Raw genomic sequence first — 16718 nt, 5'->3', positions numbered from 1 at the left:
GAACGGATTTGTTGAGAGATCACGCCAAATTAGTTCAATTTTTCTCTCAGTGTGAGGAAGTCGTTGGTCGTAAGAAGCTTCAGAAAATGATTTATATAATGAAGAAATGCGGGTTGCCATTTGAGGAACGCTATCAGTTTCATTTCTACGGGCCTTATTCAGAAGAGTTGACGCTACGTGTAGAAGAGCTATGCAATCTTGGCTTTCTAGAGGAAATGAAAGAAAAGAAAAGCGGGTACCACCAATATCGTTATACCCTTACGCCTGATGGGAAAGAATTTCTAGGTCATTATGATGACTTATCTATGCCTCCGATGGACGCGTTAATTGAGGCGATGAATGGCCGCAGTTCACGTTTTCTAGAGCTTGTTTCCACAATGGTGTACTTCGATCATTTGACGAAGGAAGAAGTGAACGACAAGATTCACCAAGTGAAAGGAAAGCTCAACTATACAACTGAAGAAATCGATGAGGCTTGGCAATTCATTGATGATATGAAAGAAAAGACAAGCCATTAAGATGATCTCTCTAGATGCGTTCTAGAGAGATTTTTTTTGTTGCGGGAACTTGGTGTCGCGAGTTAGGCCTGTGTTAGAATAAGGAAACATAGGACTAAGATCTAGAGGAGGAGTACATATGAAGTCATTTGACCAGTTTAATTCAAACAATGACAACGAGAATAAGAAGAAAACGCAACAGTTCACGATCATGAAAGATGATTCTACAGATGGTCATGGCGGTTATGGCGTTGGCTCGGTTAGTCTAGAAAATATTACTCCTGTTATCGTTGACCCGAATGAGGGGAAAGCGTTTATCGACATGGGGGCCATGCACGCTAGAAGTGCGGTAGAGAAGCGAACTAAGTGGTTGAAGGACCGTGACCAGGTACCTAACGGAAAGTTATACTGGATTGTCTGGGTCACAGTTGAGAACCAGGGAGCGGGCGCAGGTTACTACGGCGTAGGCGCATGTGAGATTCGTGTCGACCGAGAAATTAAACGCGGCTACAAATCAATGCCAGAGCACGTAAATAACATGGATAAATCCATGAAAGGTAAAGTGATTGTTGAACATATGGATGACTATTCGAAAGGGTTATTACGTGACTTTCTAATCGAATTTAAGCCAGAACTTTGGGAGAATTCGAGCTCGGAGTTGAAGGACGCCCTTGAGACCGCGTAAATGTGTCTGATTTGTGAACAGATGGGGTACGACTTGAGGTTTTGAGTGTTAATTTGTAAAATTAAACCACGTGGGTTACACACGTTTACTAGGACACAGAAAGAGGTCGGCAGGGGTGCCGACCTCTTTCTTTTTTTGTATTGGTGAAACGTGATGCTAGTTAGGGCAGCATTAAATGGTGTAAGAGCTAGTGGTCTTTCTAAAACAACCAATCAAACCATTTTCTTACCCCTTTCTTCTCAGGGGTAGGTTGGGATGGAGATTGTTCTGGAAGTTCTTCCTCACTTGGCATATGGTCGTGGCAATATTCGGTTGGCTCCGTTCCTGATTCGAAGTAAGTGAGTCTAGGTGATACACAATACGGAGTGGCAAGCTTGCCTGTATCCGGATCGACATACACACCAACCACATCCCCAGTAGGGTTAAAGGTCTCAATGGTTTCCTTCTTATGAGCATCTTCCATGTAGGAGGTCCAGATTTGCTTGGAGACGGTTTGGTCACCAAGCGTTAATTCCTTGTTGTCGTCATAGCCTGTCCATATTCCTGTAACAAGTGAAGGTGTAAAGCCAATCATCCAACTATCTGTTTCCGTCGTGCCAGATTTACCAGCGTAGGGGCGAGTTAACTTAGGGGAGACAGAAGCCCCTGTTACACGCATATAGTCATTTAAGGACTCGTCAAACATCCCGGTCATTAGATGAGCAAGCACGAACGCTTTACTTTCATCAAGCTTTTGTTTAGGTTCGTCTTCTGTGCGTTCATAGACGACGTGGTTGTGTCGGTCTGTAATTCTAACAATTGTGTGAGCGGGGGATTCCTTTCCATTATTGGCAATTAAACTGTAGCCTTCGGTCATTTCTGACACCGACACAGAAGCCGTACCAAGCGCTAACGATGGGACGGAAGGCAGTTTACTCTTAATACCAAATTGTCGTGCAACATCAACCAGTTCCTCTGTTCCCATAAATAAGTTCGTCTTAACCGCGTAAATATTATCGGATAGCGCAATGGCTTGGGCTAAGGTTATGGGAGCATCTGCGTAATATCCGTGAAAGTTGGAAGGTGCATAGGCTGTCCCATCTTTCAATTCAAACGTCGTTTGTTCACTCATTAACGTGGTGGATGGAGTGTATCCATGTTCAAGTGCTGCGTAGTAAAGAAACGGTTTAAACGTCGAACCGGCCATACGTTTCGATGAGACCGCTCGGTTGTACTGACTTCGTTCATAATCTGTTCCACCTACCATGGCTACGACTGCTCCTGTATCGGGGTGCATACTCATCGCGCCTACTTCTAGGGAACTTGGGGGCATATGTTCGTTCACAGCTTGCTCCAGTTCTTCTTGTTTCGAGACATCTAGAGTGGTATAGATATGGTAGCCTCCAGAACGAATCGATTCTAAGTCGGTATCTAAATGACGAGCGGCTTCAACGAGTACTGTATCTTGGAAGTATGGCGCCATCCGTTTCGCTCGTTCTTCGTTATGTTCTGTTAATTCAAGTGGCTCAGCGATTGCAAGCGTATACGCTTGCTCTGAGATCACCCCTTGTTTCTTCATGTTCGACAGGATGAGTTCTTGGCGTTGTTTCGCATTTTCGTATTGTGTGTAAGGTGAATAGTAAGTTGGACCTTTAGGAACTGCGGCTAAAGTGGCTGCCTCTGCCAATGAAAGTTCACTTGCATGCTTGTCGAAATAATACCGACTGGCTGCTTCGATTCCATACATTCCATGTCCGTAATAGATGGTATTTAAATAGCCTTCGAGTATCGTATCTTTGTCGTAGAACATCTCGAGGCGTAAGGCATAAAGGGCTTCATTCCATTTTCGTGTCCACGTTTTCTCGTGAGAAAGATAGAGATTTCGGGCGTATTGTTGGGTGATGGTGCTCGCGCCTTCTACCATCGCCATGTGTTTCAAGTCTTTCATGGCTGCAGAAGCCATACGCTTCATGTCAAAGCCTAGGTGGTCATAGAAGCGTTTGTCCTCAGTCGTTAATGTGCTTTCTATAACGTGTGGCGAGATTTCCTCTAATTCCACCCAATAGCGATTTTCACTTCCGCGTTCAACCCCAATGACCTCTTCTGCCACGCTATATACATGCGTGTTCTGATCGATGGCAAGTGGAGGAGCTCCTTTAACGTAGCAGTAGAGGAGCACAAGGAGCGTGGAAAGGAGCACGCTGCCTGCAATGCCGATACTGCCTATCATCAACCGTTTACGTACTCGTTTCTTCACACAACTCACCCCATATCCGTTCTTCGTTGCTTACAGTATGGGGGTGATCCACCCTTTTTAAACGTGTGGAGTCCCATCATGGCGGGAAATGTACTTGCTTTTTCACGAGTTTTCTCTATAATTTGATTGTTTGAAGAAAATAGAAGCGTGTTATGATAAACAGTAGCAATGATTTACATAAGAGAGGGGCTTGCCTAGATGGAGCTTTGGTATACAGAAAAACAAACGGATTCATTCGGGATTACAGCGAAAGTAAAACGTACTCATCATACGGAACAAACGGAATTTCAGAAATTGGACATGATTGAGACAGAAGAATGGGGCAACATGTTGACGCTAGATGGAATGGTAATGACAACGGAACGTGACGAATTCGTCTATCATGAAATGGTGGCACATATCCCATTGTTTACTCATCCGAATCCTAAACATGTACTTGTTGTCGGAGGTGGAGACGGAGGAGTCATTCGAGAAGTTCTGAAACACCCGAGCGTTGAAAAAGCCGTATTGGCTGAAATTGATGGGAAAGTAGTGGAATACTCTAAGAAATATCTACCGACAATCGCAGGAGATTTAGAGGATGAGCGCGTCTCTGTAGAAATTGGTGATGGGTTTATGCATATTGCCGAAAGCGAACAAGAATATGACGTTATTATGGTCGATTCCACTGAGCCCGTAGGACCAGCTGTAAATCTGTTTACGAAAGGCTTTTATGCAGGAATAGCTAAAGCATTGAAAGAGGATGGCATCTTCGTAGCTCAAACCGATAATCCTTGGTTTAAAGCTGATTTAATTAAGCAAGTGATGGGTGATGTGAAAGAAATCTTCCCAATTACCCGCTTGTATACAGCAAATATCCCAACCTATCCGAGTGGGTTATGGACATTTACGATTGGAAGTAAGAAGCATGACCCGCTTGAAGTGAGTGACCAGCGTTTCCATGAGATTGACACAAAGTACTACACGAAAGAACTCCACAAGGCTTCCTTTGCATTGCCGAAATTTGTGAAGGATCTAACGGAGTAAGGGGGCGCTGCCATGCGATTCGATGAAAGTTACTCAGGAAAAGTATTTATTATGAGTCGCCCTTCTCATGAGGAGGCGGACGTTATCCTATACGGCATGCCAATGGATTGGACCGTAAGCTTTCGCCCAGGGTCTCGATTCGGTCCAAACCGTATCAGAGAAGCTTCACTTGGACTTGAAGAATATAGTCCCTATCTCGACCGTCATTTAGAAGAGGTCAATTACTTTGATGCCGGAGATATCCCTTTGCCTTTTGGAAACCCAGAAAGAAGCTTGAATCTCATACGTGATTACGTCGAGAAGATACTTGAGCAAGGGAAATTCCCTCTAGGTATGGGGGGAGAACACCTTGTGACTTGGCCAGTCATTCAAGCTGTTCATGAGAAGTATGATGATTTAGCGGTAATTCATATTGATGCACATGCTGATTTGCGAGTGGAATATGAAGGGGAAGCGCTATCTCACTCCACACCAATCCGTAAGATTTGCGAACGAATTGGACCTAAGAACGTCTACTCCTTTGGTATACGGTCAGGAATGAGAGAAGAGTTTCAGTACGCAGAGGAAAGCGGCATGCATATGTCCAAATTTGAAGTCGTCGAGCCTTTGAAAGAAATTCTTCCAACGCTAGCTGGGCGTAACGTCTATGTCACAATTGACATCGACGTATTAGACCCAGCTTTTGCACCGGGTACTGGTACGGCTGAGGCTGGAGGTATTTCTTCTAAAGAACTGCTTGAAGCAATCCATGCCATTGCTGCTTCAGAAGTGAATGTCGTGGGAGCGGATCTAGTCGAGGTTGCTCCAGCTTACGACCCAACGGAACAAACTCAAATTGCTGCTAGTAAATTTATTCGTGAAATTCTACTTGGGTGGATAAAATCTTAATAAATGAGTGAAGAGCTTCCTTAGTACATAAGGGGGCTCTTTTTGTATCTGTTCGAAAGTTATAGATAATCCTTGTAAAATAATGTATGGTGTGGCATGTTGTTTATACGACTTTAAAATACACAATTTAGGATGGATTGAGATGAGGGAAAAATCAAAGAGACAAAAAGCCACCTATGACTACACTGGACTGTATAATCGAACCCATCCATCTGGTTCTGTGTTAAATGAATTTACATCAAGAGGGAAGGACGAAGAGCTACCGCTTCACCTCATTCAGTTAAAACTATCGATGACTTATAATACAGAAGAAACGATGGGATTGTTGAAAGAGTACTGTTTGCTGACGGAGAACGACTGGAACATGCGATTAGGGTTAGAATATTTATATATGAATGCCTATTTCAATGAATTAACAGTCCTTATTCGACGGAACAAGGAAAGTGACAATGAGGAGAACCAGCAGTGGGGAAGACTCTATGAGCTCATTTTAGACCGAATGCTCGGCAGAGTGGGATCTCACGCTTTTCTTGACGGATTGAATGGCATTCGTCTAATGAGTAAAGAATTGACGTTTGTCGTCACATACTTTGTAGGGGCTTCCTACGGAGACATGAGAAGATACGGGGTAATGGGTAACTATTATAGCCGTTTATCGAAACAGCGTGATGACATTGAAGACCCTATGCTTCTTTCCTTCATTGAGATGAAGATGAATGACTTCATGTTTCATTATCATTGGCGTCGGAACGAGCTCGTACTGGCGCGTAAGCACGGTTATTGGACGTTGAATCATTCCCAAAGCTCTTACAAGAAAGTGCAGACCCACGAGAACTTAGCCTTGTCTTATCTGCTAGAATCTTACGAGCAAGCTATGTATCACATTCATGAAGCCAAGAAAATGGCAGAGCAGCACCGTTATCACACTCGTCTTTCTGTACTATGCAACAACGATATTCCGTTTATCGCAGCCTACCATGGGCAAGCGGATGGGATTGAGACGACAGATGAAATTGAACAAGCGCATCTTCATATCGCTAAAGGAAACATTGAGGAAGCACTAGAGATTCTCCTGCCAATCGAGAGCCCGACTCCGTTTCAACAATATTACCTTGGTAAGGCTCTGAAAGACCAAAAGCTATTGTGGGAATCTTACCATCGCTTCAAGAATGAATGGGGTCATTATTATTTTGCGCAGCTCCCTGTGCAGGAACTAAAGAAACTACAATAGAGTGAGGTCCACTGTAACGTCCAATTTGAAGGACGTTTCTTTTTTTATTCACTACGTATTCAAGGCGTTATTTCCTACTCTTTATTCCATCTATTGAGTTTTTCCTCGTAAATTCTTATAATGGATAAGTTAAGAGGAACGTAATGATTCGTATTTATCATAGTAAGAGGTGATCTCGTCATGGCAGATGAACGCAAACCTGTACAAGTACGCCTAGAGACGCTCATAGGTGAGAAAGATAACCAGGAACGTATAATCGTCGAAGAACCTGGCGATTACGTAAAGAAGGGCGATGCTCATATTCTTCGCTTTCAAGAGACGAATGAAGAAGGCGTTGTCGATACACTTGTAACGATTCAACAACATAAGACGATAATTCGTCGTACGGGTCCGATACAAATGACTCAAACTTTCCGAGAAGGAAAGCGTACAGAGAACATTTATCATCATCCGTACGGTAAATTTCATCTTGAAGCAGATACAAATGACCTTACCCATTTCACGAACGAAGAGGAGACGGACGGCACGCTTGAAATAAAGTATGACCTCAGTGTCAACGGTCAAGAGAAACAGCCTCACCAGCTCTTCTTACAGTATAAGGAGGACAAACGTTCATGAACATTGTTGAACAAACCGAACAGAAGCTGAAGCAGGAAATTATTCAAGCTGTAGTGAAGGCTGAGCTTGCTAAAGAAGACGAAATCCCAGAGGTTGTCCTTGAGCAGCCAAAAGATAAAACGCACGGTGATTATGCTACAAATATGGCTATGCAACTGGCGCGTATTGCGAAGAAAGCCCCTCGTGCCATTGCAGAGGATCTAGTTGCTCATTTCGATACGACAAAGGCTTCTATAGAGTCAATTGAAATTGCAGGCCCTGGATTTATCAACTTTAAGATGAACAATCAGTATTTAACAGACCTTGTACCTACAATCCTTCAGGCGAAAGATGCGTACGGTGAAAGCGATAATGGTAAGGGGCATAGTGTACTGATCGAATTCGTATCTGCGAACCCTACTGGTGACTTGCACCTTGGACACGCCCGTGGTGCCTCTGTTGGAGATGCAATCAGCAATATTATGCAAAAGGCTGGCTACAATGTTGCTCGTGAATACTACATTAATGACGCTGGGAATCAGATTAACAACCTAATGTATTCAGTAGAAGCGCGTTATATGCAGGCCCTTGGGGAAGATTTCCCAATGCCTGAGGACGGTTATCACGGTAAAGACCTTATTGAAATTGGCAAGAAGCTTGCAGAACAATATGGCTCTGAGTGGAAAGAGAAGCCTTCTGAAGAACGTCTTGCCTTCTTCCGTGATTATGGATTGAAGTATGAGTTGAAGAAGATTGAAGAAGACTTGGGTCAATACCGCGTGCACTTCGATCGTTGGTTCTCAGAATCTTCTTTATATAAAGAAGGTAGCATTGAACATGCTCTTGAGACGTTAAGAGAGAAAGGGTATGTGTTTGAAGCAGATGGAGCAACTTGGCTTCGCTCAACCGACTTTGGTGACGATAAGGACCGTGTATTAATTAAACAAGATGGTAGCTACACGTATCTAACACCAGATATTGCTTACCACTTAAATAAACTTGAGCGTGGACATGACACGTTGATTGATGTACTTGGAGCCGACCACCACGGTTACGTTCCTCGTATGAAAGCAGCGATTCAGTCTCTTGGATACAATGTAGATACACTCGAAGCTGAGATTATCCAAATGGTGAGTCTCTACCAGAACGGTGAAAAAGTGAAGATGAGTAAACGAACAGGGAAAGCTGTGACACTTCGTGAGCTTATGGAAGAAGTGGGCGTTGATGCTATGCGTTATTTCTTCGTCATGCGTTCAAGTGATTCACACCTTGATTTCGATATGGACCTTGCGACGTCCGAGTCGAATGATAATCCTGTCTACTATGTGCAGTATGCACACGCTCGTATTTGCAGCATGCTGAGAGGAGCGAAAGAGAAAGGCTTTGAATTTACGACAGATATTGATGGGTCTTATCTTTCCTCTGAGAAAGAAATTGAGCTTCTCAAGCACCTTGGTGACTTCCCACAGGTTGTAGCCGATAGTGCAGAGAAACGCACCCCTCACCGTGTTACCCAGTACGTATTTGATCTTGCTTCTAAGTTGCACAGTTTCTACAACGCTGAGAAAGTGCTGGATGCTGAGTATGTAGAACGCACTCAGGCTCGTATGGCACTTGTTGAGTCCGTCCGTCAGACGCTTGAGAATGGATTGAAACTAATCGGTGTATCAGCACCAGAACGTATGTAACAAATTGAAAACCCCTTGCTCAAACGTTTGAGCAAGGGGTTTCTTTATAATTCTATTTCTCCTCCTGAGCGACGCTGTACCCCTCGTATGGATGAGAGTTCTTCTACGAGTGTCAACAGAGCTCGGTCTTTCCCTTTCGCCTCAATCATCACGTCCAAGATATCGGTTTCTTCTTTGCACGCTTTCAGGAAGGGGAGGGCGAACTCCATGTCTACATACTCTGCATGACTCCGATACTTGTCAGGAGATTTCGGAGAAGATACGTGCACTTTAGGTGGGTACCCTGTGTGTGACCAAGTCTTGAACACCCGGGGCAAGTATTCTTCGTACGTTTCTTCACCTTGGTTGGCCATGTGGTGATGGTAGTCGAACATGAGTGGAAGTTGGTCCCGCTCAGCAGCGCGAAGCGTTTCTTCTGTTGTAAACGTCTTATCGTCGTTCTCCACTGTCATTCGTGACCGAACTGCCTCGGGCATTTGATAGATTTGTTCATGAAAACGGTCGAGAGAAGCCTCTTTATCCCCATAAGCTCCACCAACGTGAAGGTTAATAAAGCCTTCTTCTTCAAGTCCCATTGCTTCGAGCATACGGTAGTGATAATTCATATCCCTCACTGCATTTTCAGTGATGTGAGGCTTCGTACTCGTGAAGAGTGTGAATTGGTTAGGATGAAAGCTCGTACGCAATCCCCCTTCTTTAGCCAGTTTTCCTAGCTCTCGCCACTCTTCCTGAAAAGGCGTGACAAAATCCCAGTCTACCTCTGGATGTGTAGCGAGTGGAACGATGGAGGAGGAGAATCGATAGAGTGGAATTTCAGCCGCAAGATTAAACTGGAGTACCCGCTTCGTTTGGTACAAATTCTCTCTCGTCACTTGCAGCAATTTATCATAACGCTCCATCTGATCCATTTGACTATAACGCTTAAAGGTGAGTGTTCGTGCTGGTTTCGCTTCCCATAGCGTAAGGCAGTGGGAGACATAACCGAAGCGAATACGCATTAGCGAATGCTCCTTTCTTAATAAAACGGCCGTAACAAGTATCCTATTCCACTGTTTACTTTCGTGATGAATGGTCGATTTCGAATCCATTCCTCTGTTAGTGGGCGACCGGATTCAAAGTCTTCTAAAAATGTTTCGCGTAAATCTCGGATAAAAGGTTCGTCATAGATGAGTGTATTGACTTCTTTATTCAAGAATAGACTGCGTCGGTCGAAGTTCGCAGTGCCGATATCGCAAAGACGTCCGTCTACCATAATCACTTTGGCGTGGTAAAATCCGGCGTCAAAGAAGTGTACCTCTCCGCCTTCTTTCACAACGCGGGTCAAGTAAGGGAGTCCGGCCTCTTTCACGAACGCATGGTCAGCTTTCAACGGGAGAATCACTTTCACATCCACTCCACGCTGGATGGCGTTCAACACCCCTTCGAACAACCTTTGGCTTGGTATGAAATATGGAGTACCAATTAGAAGTTCTTCCTCCGCTTGATCAATCAATGAAAGGAAGATATCCTCAAGCTGTCCACCATCCGTTGCGCATACCTCTACTTCATACTGACCAGCTGTGCTCGTGGCAGGGAATGAAGAAGGTGGTTCCTCGCCAGTAGCTAAATACCAATCGTCATAGAAGACGTGACGAAGCTCCTGGACGACTTCGCCTTTTAAGCGGAGGTGATAGTCTCGCCAGTCTCCCATAATGGCATCTTTCCCTATATACTCCTTGCCAACGTTGTATCCCCCAACATAAGCAATTTCATTATCAACGACCGTAATTTTACGATGATTCCTCCGATTCATCTTATAGAAGAAGTACGGAAATGATGGTTTCTCACAGAAAGCAAATTGAATGCCAGCCTCTCTCATTTCACGAATCTTTCGTGGTGTAATACGAAAGCTCCCGAAACGGTCTAGAACAAGCTTGACCTCAACACCATCCTTTGCCTTACTTTGAAGCAAATCTAAGAAATGCATACTCAAATCGTCTGTCTTCACAATAAAGAACAGAACCTCAACCGATTCTCTTGCACACCTAATGTCTTCAAACATGTCATCAAATAGGGTGCTTCCATTGGAGTAAAAGTTATAATCTCCTTTAGTCTTCTTAAAGTCATAGAAACGAAGGTTTCTATGATGCGATTTACGTCCTAGCGTGAAATCAAGCCATCCGAGAAAAAGGATCAGTAGTATAATGAGAATAATCCAAAAAAGAATCCACATATAAGTTAGCATGCCCCTTTCGAGCTAAATCACTATCGTACATAGCTTTCCCTAAATGTAAGCAGATTGAACGTAAAAATACTAGGAAAATGAGTTGACTGAATGTTCATTCATAATTTAAGATAACAGTATAGTAGTCAGAAAATTATCAAATCATCCTTAAGGGTGATGGACATCGAGCAAGAGGGGGGAAAGCAATGAATGGATGGTTGTTAGCAAACTGGATTTTATTTATCGGCATAACCGTCTACGGATTGTATTTATTTGTTCGAGTCGTTCGAACACGCATTGCCTATATTCAACTCGGTCGTAAAGTTGAATATGACCAACAGGTGAAGAAACGACTAAAGAACATTTGGATTTATGTATTTGGTCAGAAGAAATTGTTAAAGGACAAGAAATCTGGGGCTATACATGTCATGATGTTCTACGGATTTATTCTTGTTCAATTTGGCGCAATCGACTTTATCGTGAAAGGACTCTCACCAGGGAATCACTTGCCACTTGGGCCATTGTATCCTGGGTTTACATTCTTCCAGGAACTTGTCACTTTAATGATCTTAGTCGCTGTGTTCTGGGCGTTTTATCGTCGTTACATGGAGAAGCTTGTCCGATTGAAGCGAGGGTTTAAAGCTGGTCTTGTTCTTATCTTCATCGGCACACTAATGGTTTCTGTGTTGGTCGGAAATGGAATGGGCCTCATCTGGCACGGCGAGGAAGGAACGTGGACAGAGCCAGTTGCAAGTTCCATTGCCTTCTTATTTAGTTGGATTGGAGAAACGGCTGCCATTGCTATCTTCTTCGTATCATGGTGGATTCACTTGTTAATCTTACTAACATTCCTTGTGTATGTACCACAATCGAAGCACGCTCACTTGATTGCGGCACCAATCAATGTGTATCTTAGCCGAGACGTTCCACCAGGAAAGCTATCTAAGCTTGATTTCGACGTGGAGGGTGAAGAAGAAGAGGAAGTATCCTTTGGTGCTGGTAAGATTGAAGACTTGACTCAATTGCAAATGATTGACTTATATTCCTGCGTAGAGTGCGGGCGTTGTACAAACGTTTGTCCTGCAACAGGTACAGGGAAAATGCTTTCTCCGATGGACTTGATTATTAAATTGCGGGACCATTTAACGGAGAAGGGTGCAGTTGTCACAGGGCAACAGCCTTGGGTGCCAACTTATGCGTTCTCAAATACAAATGGAAATCAGCTTGCAAAGATGGCCCAATCCAAAGGGCAACAAGAAACAGCTGCAGCGATCGCAGACCCACTAGAAAAGAGCCTAATTGGGGATGTCATTACAGAAGAAGAGCTATGGGCATGTACAACGTGTCGGAATTGTGAAGACCAGTGTCCTGTTATGAACGAACACGTGGACAAAATCATTGACCTACGCCGCTACCTCGTATTAACAGAAGGGAAAATGGATCAAGATGCTCAGCGTGCAATGATGAACATTGAACGTCAAGGGAATCCATGGGGTCTATCAAAGAAAGAAAGAGAGAATTGGAAACAAGAAGATGAAAGCGTTCACATACCAACTGTGAAAGATATGAATAAAGCTGGAGAAGAATTCGAGTACTTATTCTGGGTCAGCTCCATGGGTGCCTATGACAACCGTAGCCAGAAGATTGCGATGTCATTTGCCAAGCTATTAAATGAAGCGGGTGTGAAGTATGCAATTCTCGGAAACAAAGAACGTAATTCTGGGGACACAGCCCGCCGCTTAGGAAACGAATTTCTATTCCAAGAGCTTGCCGAGAAGAATATTCAAGAGTTCGAGAAAGCTGGCGTGAAGAAAATTATTACGATCGATCCTCATGCTTATAACGTATTTAAGAATGAGTATCCGGACTTTGGATTTGAGGGTGAGGTTTATCACCACACAGAGATCCTTGCTGAACTCGTTCGTGATGGGCGTTTGAAGCCTACTCACGAAGTACAACAGACCATTACGTATCATGATTCATGCTACCTTGGTCGCTATAACGAAGTGTACGAACCGCCAAGAGATATCTTAAAAGCCATTCCGGGTGTACAAATAGCTGAAATGAACAGGAATCGACAGAACGGAATGTGCTGTGGAGCTGGCGGAGGACTGATGTGGATGGAAGAGAAGACGGGGAATCGAATTAACGTAGCTCGTACAGAACAAGCGTTGCAGACGAACGCAACGACCATTTCCTCTGGCTGCCCGTATTGCTTAACAATGTTAAGCGACGGTACGAAGGCGAAGGAAGTGGACGAGCAGGTAGGTACAGAAGATGTTGCAGAAGTGTTAGCGAAATCTGTTTTCGGTCCGAAAAAAGAGGAGCAACCAGCATAGACATGGAAATAGGAAAGTGTACCGTCGTGTGCACTTTCCTTATGAATGTTCATTGAGCGAGCGTTCGGTCGCATTTATTTGTAAGCGTTAACAATAAAGAGGAGGAATGGTTATGAATCAAACTGTTATTGTAGGTGGCGCAAGAACCCCTTTCGGTAAATTTGGTGGTGCATTAAGCTCTCTTACAGCTATGGAACTTGGAGGATATGCCATTAAAGAATCGTTAAAGCGTACGGGGATACAAGGTGAGGACGTCGATGAAGTGATTATGGGGATGGTTCTACAAGGCGGACAGGGGCAAATTCCATCTAGGCAGGCAGCGAGGTTAGCCGGAATTCCTTGGGATGTAAAGACAGAAACCATCAACAAAGTATGTGCATCCGGGTTAAGAAGCGTGACACTTGGCGATCAACTCATTCGGTTAGGCGATGAGCAAGTCGTTGTAGCGGGTGGAATGGAAAGTATGAGCAATGCTCCATACTTCTTACCGAACGCAAGGTTTGGATTCCGTATGGGGGATGGCCAAGTGAAGGATATGATGGTTCACGACGGGTTAACGTGTTCGTTCCATGCTGTGCATATGGGGAACTATGGGAACCGTACCGCAGAGGAATATGGGTTATCAAGAGAAGCTCAAGATGAGTGGGCATACCGAAGTCATCAACGAGCGATAGAGGCGACCAAGAATGGAACGTTGGGTGAAGAGATTGTTGATGTAGAAGTGCCACAGAGAAAGGGAGAAGCGCTCCTCGTCTCTAAAGATGAAGCCCCTCGTGAAGATACGTCACTTGAGAGGCTTCAGAAGTTAAGACCTGCGTTTGACAAAGACGGATCAATTACTGCAGGTAATGCACCTGGTGTGAACGATGGAGCAGGTGCGATGGTACTTACTTCAGAAGCATACGCAACCTCACAAGGACTTCAACCACTGGCTTATATAAAGGGGCATGCAGAAGTAGCTGTACAGGCAGAAGATTTCCCGAAGACCCCAGGGCTTGTCATCAATAAGCTAGTAGAGAAGACAGGAGTGTCCCTACAAGACATTGACTTATTTGAAGTCAACGAAGCGTTTGCGGCTGTTGCCTTGGCAAGCGGCAAGATTGCGGAGTTAGACCCAGATAAAATCAATGTTAATGGGGGGGCTGTCGCTCTAGGTCATCCAATTGGAGCTAGTGGGGCACGAATTGTACTAACTCTCATGTACGAACTGATACGCCGTGGAGGCGGCAAAGGGATTGCCGCAATCTGCAGTGGCGGAGGCCAAGGAGATGCTGTTCTAATTGAAGTGCCAAAGGGATAGGGAGGAATGGAAATGAATCTTCGGACGGTTATGGTTATTGGTGCGGGACAGATGGGAAGTGGGATTGCGCAAGTATTTGCGATGGCCGAGGTAAATGTCATCCTTCATGATCAAGAAGAAGAAGCGGTGCAAAAAGGGGTCCAATCCATTGAACGAAATCTAGACAGAAGTGTATCGAAGGGCAAGATATCAGAAGAAGTAAAGGCAAGCACGTTAGGTCGAATTGAAGTAGCGACGGAATTGAAAAAGGCTCAACAAGCGGACTTGGTCATTGAAGCCATCGTAGAATCCATGGAGGTGAAAAAGGCGGTTTTTAAGAGTCTTGATCACTATGCCCCTTCACACGCTGTGCTTGCTTCCAATACGTCTTCGTTATCCATAACGGAAATCGCTTCGGTAACGGAACGACCCGAGAAGGTCATCGGGATGCATTTTATGAATCCTGTCCCAATTATGAAGCTAGTCGAAATCATTCGTGGCTTACAAACAAGTGATGAAACGTATGAAACGATTAAGGAAGCGACAGAACACCTATCTAAAACACCGGTTGAAGTGAAAGATTTTCCTGGGTTTGTTTCGAATCGGGTGCTCATGCCTATGATTAACGAGGCCATCTACGCGGTGTATGAAGGGGTGGCATCTATTGAAGACGTGGATGAAGTGATGAAGCTTGGCATGAATCATCCGATGGGGCCGTTAACTCTAGCCGATTTCATCGGATTAGATACATGTCTATCCATCATGGAAGTACTTCACGATGGGTTTGGAGATAGCAAGTATCGCCCTTGCCCGCTCTTGAAGCAATATGTGCAAGCCGGATGGTATGGCAAGAAGGTGGGCCGTGGCTTCTATGACTATAGCGTAGAGGAGTGAGGAGATGAAGCTCACATTCACAAATGAGCAGGAAATGATTCGAAATATGGTTCGGAACTTTGCTCAGCATGTCGTAGAACCAGCTGTTGAACAAATGGAAGTAGAAGACCGCTTCCCAAGAGAAGTAGTTCGACAAATGGGCGAGTTAGGGCTATTAGGTATCCCAATCCCAGAGAAGTATGGAGGCGCTGGGATGGACTTTACTTCTTATATTATTGCCATTCATGAATTGTCTAAAGTCAGTGCAGCGGTAGGCGTTATCCTATCTGTTCATACCTCTGTTGGAACAAATCCTATTTTGTATTTTGGGTCGGAAGAGCAGAAAGAGAGATATATTCCAAAGCTTGCGAAAGGTGAATACATTGGTGCATTTGCGTTAACAGAGCCATCAGCAGGTTCGGACGCAGGTAGTTTAAAGACAAGGGCAGTGAAAGAAGGGGATGAATACGTCCTCACCGGCTCAAAAGTGTATATCACAAACGGCGGGGAGGCAGACACGTACATCGTGTTTGCGAGGACGGACCCTGAAGCAGGAACTAGAGGCATCTCTGCTTTCATCGTGGAGAAGGATACAAAAGGATTTGAAATTGGTAACAGAGAGAGAAAGATGGGCATGCACGGTTCAAGTACAGTACAGCTTTCCTTTGACCAATGTCGTGTTCCGGCAAGTCAGTTACTTGGTAATGAAGGAGACGGATTCAAGATTGCGATGGCGAATCTCGATAATGGGCGAATTGGGATTGCTGCCCAATCACTTGGGATAGCTGAAGCCTCCCTAGAGCACGCCGTTCGCTACGCAAAGGGACGTGAGCAGTTTGGTAAACCAATCTCAAGTCAGCAGGGGATACTCTTTAAGCTGGCCGACATGGGGACAGAGGTAGAGGCTGCGAAACTATTAACCTATCAAGCGGCATCACGACTTGATGAAGGTCTGCCTACTGGGAAGGTGGCATCCATGGCGAAACTCTTCGCCTCAAGAACGGCTGTCGCTTGTGCCATTGAGGCAGTGCAAGTGCATGGGGGCTATGGATATACGAAGGACTATGCGGTCGAGCGGTTCTTCCGAGACGCTAAAGTGTGTGAAATCTATGAAGGCACAAATGAAATCCAGCATATTGTCATTAGCAATCATCTTATTAAGGAATAAGCGGGGGA

The 16718-nt window shown here is 44.6% G+C and carries 14 protein-coding genes; 11 read left to right on the top strand and 3 right to left on the bottom strand.

What is annotated here, in order from left to right; all coding sequences use genetic code 11:
• Window positions 1-8: 8 nt before the first annotated feature.
• Both H513_RS0101180 and H513_RS0101175 read left to right on the top strand, forming a co-directional pair.
• Window positions 9-518: a YwgA family protein gene (locus H513_RS0101180; RefSeq protein WP_026799054.1), complete on the top strand. Its 510-nt coding sequence runs from the start codon at window positions 9-11 to the stop codon at window positions 516-518.
• Between the two features lie 118 nt (window positions 519-636).
• Window positions 637-1182, top strand: coding sequence for a YwhD family protein (locus tag H513_RS0101175; protein ID WP_026799053.1), 546 nt, complete (start codon window positions 637-639; stop codon window positions 1180-1182).
• Between the two features lie 199 nt (window positions 1183-1381).
• Here H513_RS0101175 and H513_RS0101170 read toward each other — a convergent pair whose 3' ends face one another.
• Window positions 1382-3418 (bottom strand): transglycosylase domain-containing protein, encoded by a 2037-nt coding sequence (locus tag H513_RS0101170; protein ID WP_231572050.1) that lies wholly within the window; start codon window positions 3416-3418, stop codon window positions 1382-1384.
• 198 nt (window positions 3419-3616) lie between these two features.
• On the opposite strand from H513_RS0101170, the gene speE reads away from it, so the two are divergent.
• The 5 genes from speE (at window position 3617) to argS (ending at window position 8848) form a co-directional block, all read left to right on the top strand.
• A complete protein-coding gene (gene speE, locus H513_RS0101165; protein WP_026799051.1) occupies window positions 3617-4444 on the top strand; it encodes a polyamine aminopropyltransferase in 828 nt (275 codons plus the stop codon).
• Between the two features lie 12 nt (window positions 4445-4456).
• Window positions 4457-5332, top strand: coding sequence for an agmatinase (gene speB, locus H513_RS0101160; RefSeq protein WP_026799050.1), 876 nt, complete (start codon window positions 4457-4459; stop codon window positions 5330-5332).
• 142 nt (window positions 5333-5474) lie between these two features.
• A complete protein-coding gene (locus H513_RS0101155; protein WP_026799049.1) occupies window positions 5475-6563 on the top strand; it encodes an AimR family lysis-lysogeny pheromone receptor in 1089 nt (362 codons plus the stop codon).
• Window positions 6564-6743: 180 nt separating this feature from the next.
• Window positions 6744-7181, top strand: coding sequence for a YwiB family protein (locus tag H513_RS0101150; RefSeq protein WP_026799048.1), 438 nt, complete (start codon window positions 6744-6746; stop codon window positions 7179-7181).
• Window positions 7178-8848, top strand: coding sequence for an arginine--tRNA ligase (gene argS / locus H513_RS0101145; protein ID WP_026799047.1), 1671 nt, complete (start codon window positions 7178-7180; stop codon window positions 8846-8848). Before H513_RS0101150 ends, argS begins: the two co-directional genes overlap by 4 nt.
• A 44-nt stretch (window positions 8849-8892) precedes the next feature.
• On the opposite strand, the gene uvsE is transcribed toward argS, so the two are convergent.
• Together uvsE and cls are read right to left on the bottom strand one after the other, a co-directional pair.
• Window positions 8893-9846 (bottom strand): UV DNA damage repair endonuclease UvsE, encoded by a 954-nt coding sequence (gene uvsE, locus H513_RS0101140; protein WP_026799046.1) that lies wholly within the window; start codon window positions 9844-9846, stop codon window positions 8893-8895.
• Between the two features lie 17 nt (window positions 9847-9863).
• Window positions 9864-11060, bottom strand: a complete 1197-nt coding sequence (gene cls / locus H513_RS0101135) for a cardiolipin synthase (RefSeq protein WP_036768806.1) — start codon at window positions 11058-11060, stop codon at window positions 9864-9866.
• Window positions 11061-11257: 197 nt separating this feature from the next.
• On the opposite strand from cls, the gene H513_RS0101130 reads away from it, so the two are divergent.
• From H513_RS0101130 to H513_RS0101115, 4 genes are all read left to right on the top strand, one after another.
• Entirely contained in the window at window positions 11258-13390 is a 2133-nt protein-coding gene (locus H513_RS0101130) for a heterodisulfide reductase-related iron-sulfur binding cluster (protein WP_026799044.1), read from the top strand.
• Between the two features lie 112 nt (window positions 13391-13502).
• Window positions 13503-14690, top strand: a complete 1188-nt coding sequence (locus H513_RS0101125) for an acetyl-CoA C-acetyltransferase (protein WP_026799043.1) — start codon at window positions 13503-13505, stop codon at window positions 14688-14690.
• Window positions 14691-14702: 12 nt separating this feature from the next.
• Window positions 14703-15563, top strand: a complete 861-nt coding sequence (locus tag H513_RS0101120) for a 3-hydroxybutyryl-CoA dehydrogenase (RefSeq protein ID WP_026799042.1) — start codon at window positions 14703-14705, stop codon at window positions 15561-15563.
• A 4-nt stretch (window positions 15564-15567) separates the two neighbouring features.
• Window positions 15568-16710: an acyl-CoA dehydrogenase gene (locus H513_RS0101115; protein WP_026799041.1), complete on the top strand. Its 1143-nt coding sequence runs from the start codon at window positions 15568-15570 to the stop codon at window positions 16708-16710.
• Window positions 16711-16718: the final 8 nt, after the last annotated feature.

It is taken from the genome of Pontibacillus halophilus JSM 076056 = DSM 19796, from assembly GCF_000425205.1.
Classification (GTDB): Bacteria; Bacillota; Bacilli; order Bacillales; family BH030062; genus Pontibacillus_A; species Pontibacillus_A halophilus.
This window is presented reverse-complemented; position numbering and strand designations above follow the sequence as displayed.

What these genes read in the sequence shown, in the direction of transcription:
- H513_RS0101175 (WP_026799053.1), top strand. Translation starts at nt 637, where the DNA reads ATGAAGTCATTTGACCAGTTTAATTCAAACAATGACAACGAGAATAAG.
- speE (WP_026799051.1), top strand. Translation starts at nt 3,617, where the DNA reads ATGGAGCTTTGGTATACAGAAAAACAAACGGATTCATTCGGGATTACA.
- speB (WP_026799050.1), top strand. Translation starts at nt 4,457, where the DNA reads ATGCGATTCGATGAAAGTTACTCAGGAAAAGTATTTATTATGAGTCGC.
- H513_RS0101155 (WP_026799049.1), top strand. Translation starts at nt 5,475, where the DNA reads ATGAGGGAAAAATCAAAGAGACAAAAAGCCACCTATGACTACACTGGA.
- H513_RS0101150 (WP_026799048.1), top strand. Translation starts at nt 6,744, where the DNA reads ATGGCAGATGAACGCAAACCTGTACAAGTACGCCTAGAGACGCTCATA.
- argS (WP_026799047.1), top strand. Translation starts at nt 7,178, where the DNA reads ATGAACATTGTTGAACAAACCGAACAGAAGCTGAAGCAGGAAATTATT.
- uvsE (WP_026799046.1), bottom strand. Translation starts at nt 9,846, where the DNA reads ATGCGTATTCGCTTCGGTTATGTCTCCCACTGCCTTACGCTATGGGAA.
- cls (WP_036768806.1), bottom strand. Translation starts at nt 11,060, where the DNA reads ATGTGGATTCTTTTTTGGATTATTCTCATTATACTACTGATCCTTTTT.
- H513_RS0101130 (WP_026799044.1), top strand. Translation starts at nt 11,258, where the DNA reads ATGAATGGATGGTTGTTAGCAAACTGGATTTTATTTATCGGCATAACC.
- H513_RS0101125 (WP_026799043.1), top strand. Translation starts at nt 13,503, where the DNA reads ATGAATCAAACTGTTATTGTAGGTGGCGCAAGAACCCCTTTCGGTAAA.
- H513_RS0101120 (WP_026799042.1), top strand. Translation starts at nt 14,703, where the DNA reads ATGAATCTTCGGACGGTTATGGTTATTGGTGCGGGACAGATGGGAAGT.
- H513_RS0101115 (WP_026799041.1), top strand. Translation starts at nt 15,568, where the DNA reads ATGAAGCTCACATTCACAAATGAGCAGGAAATGATTCGAAATATGGTT.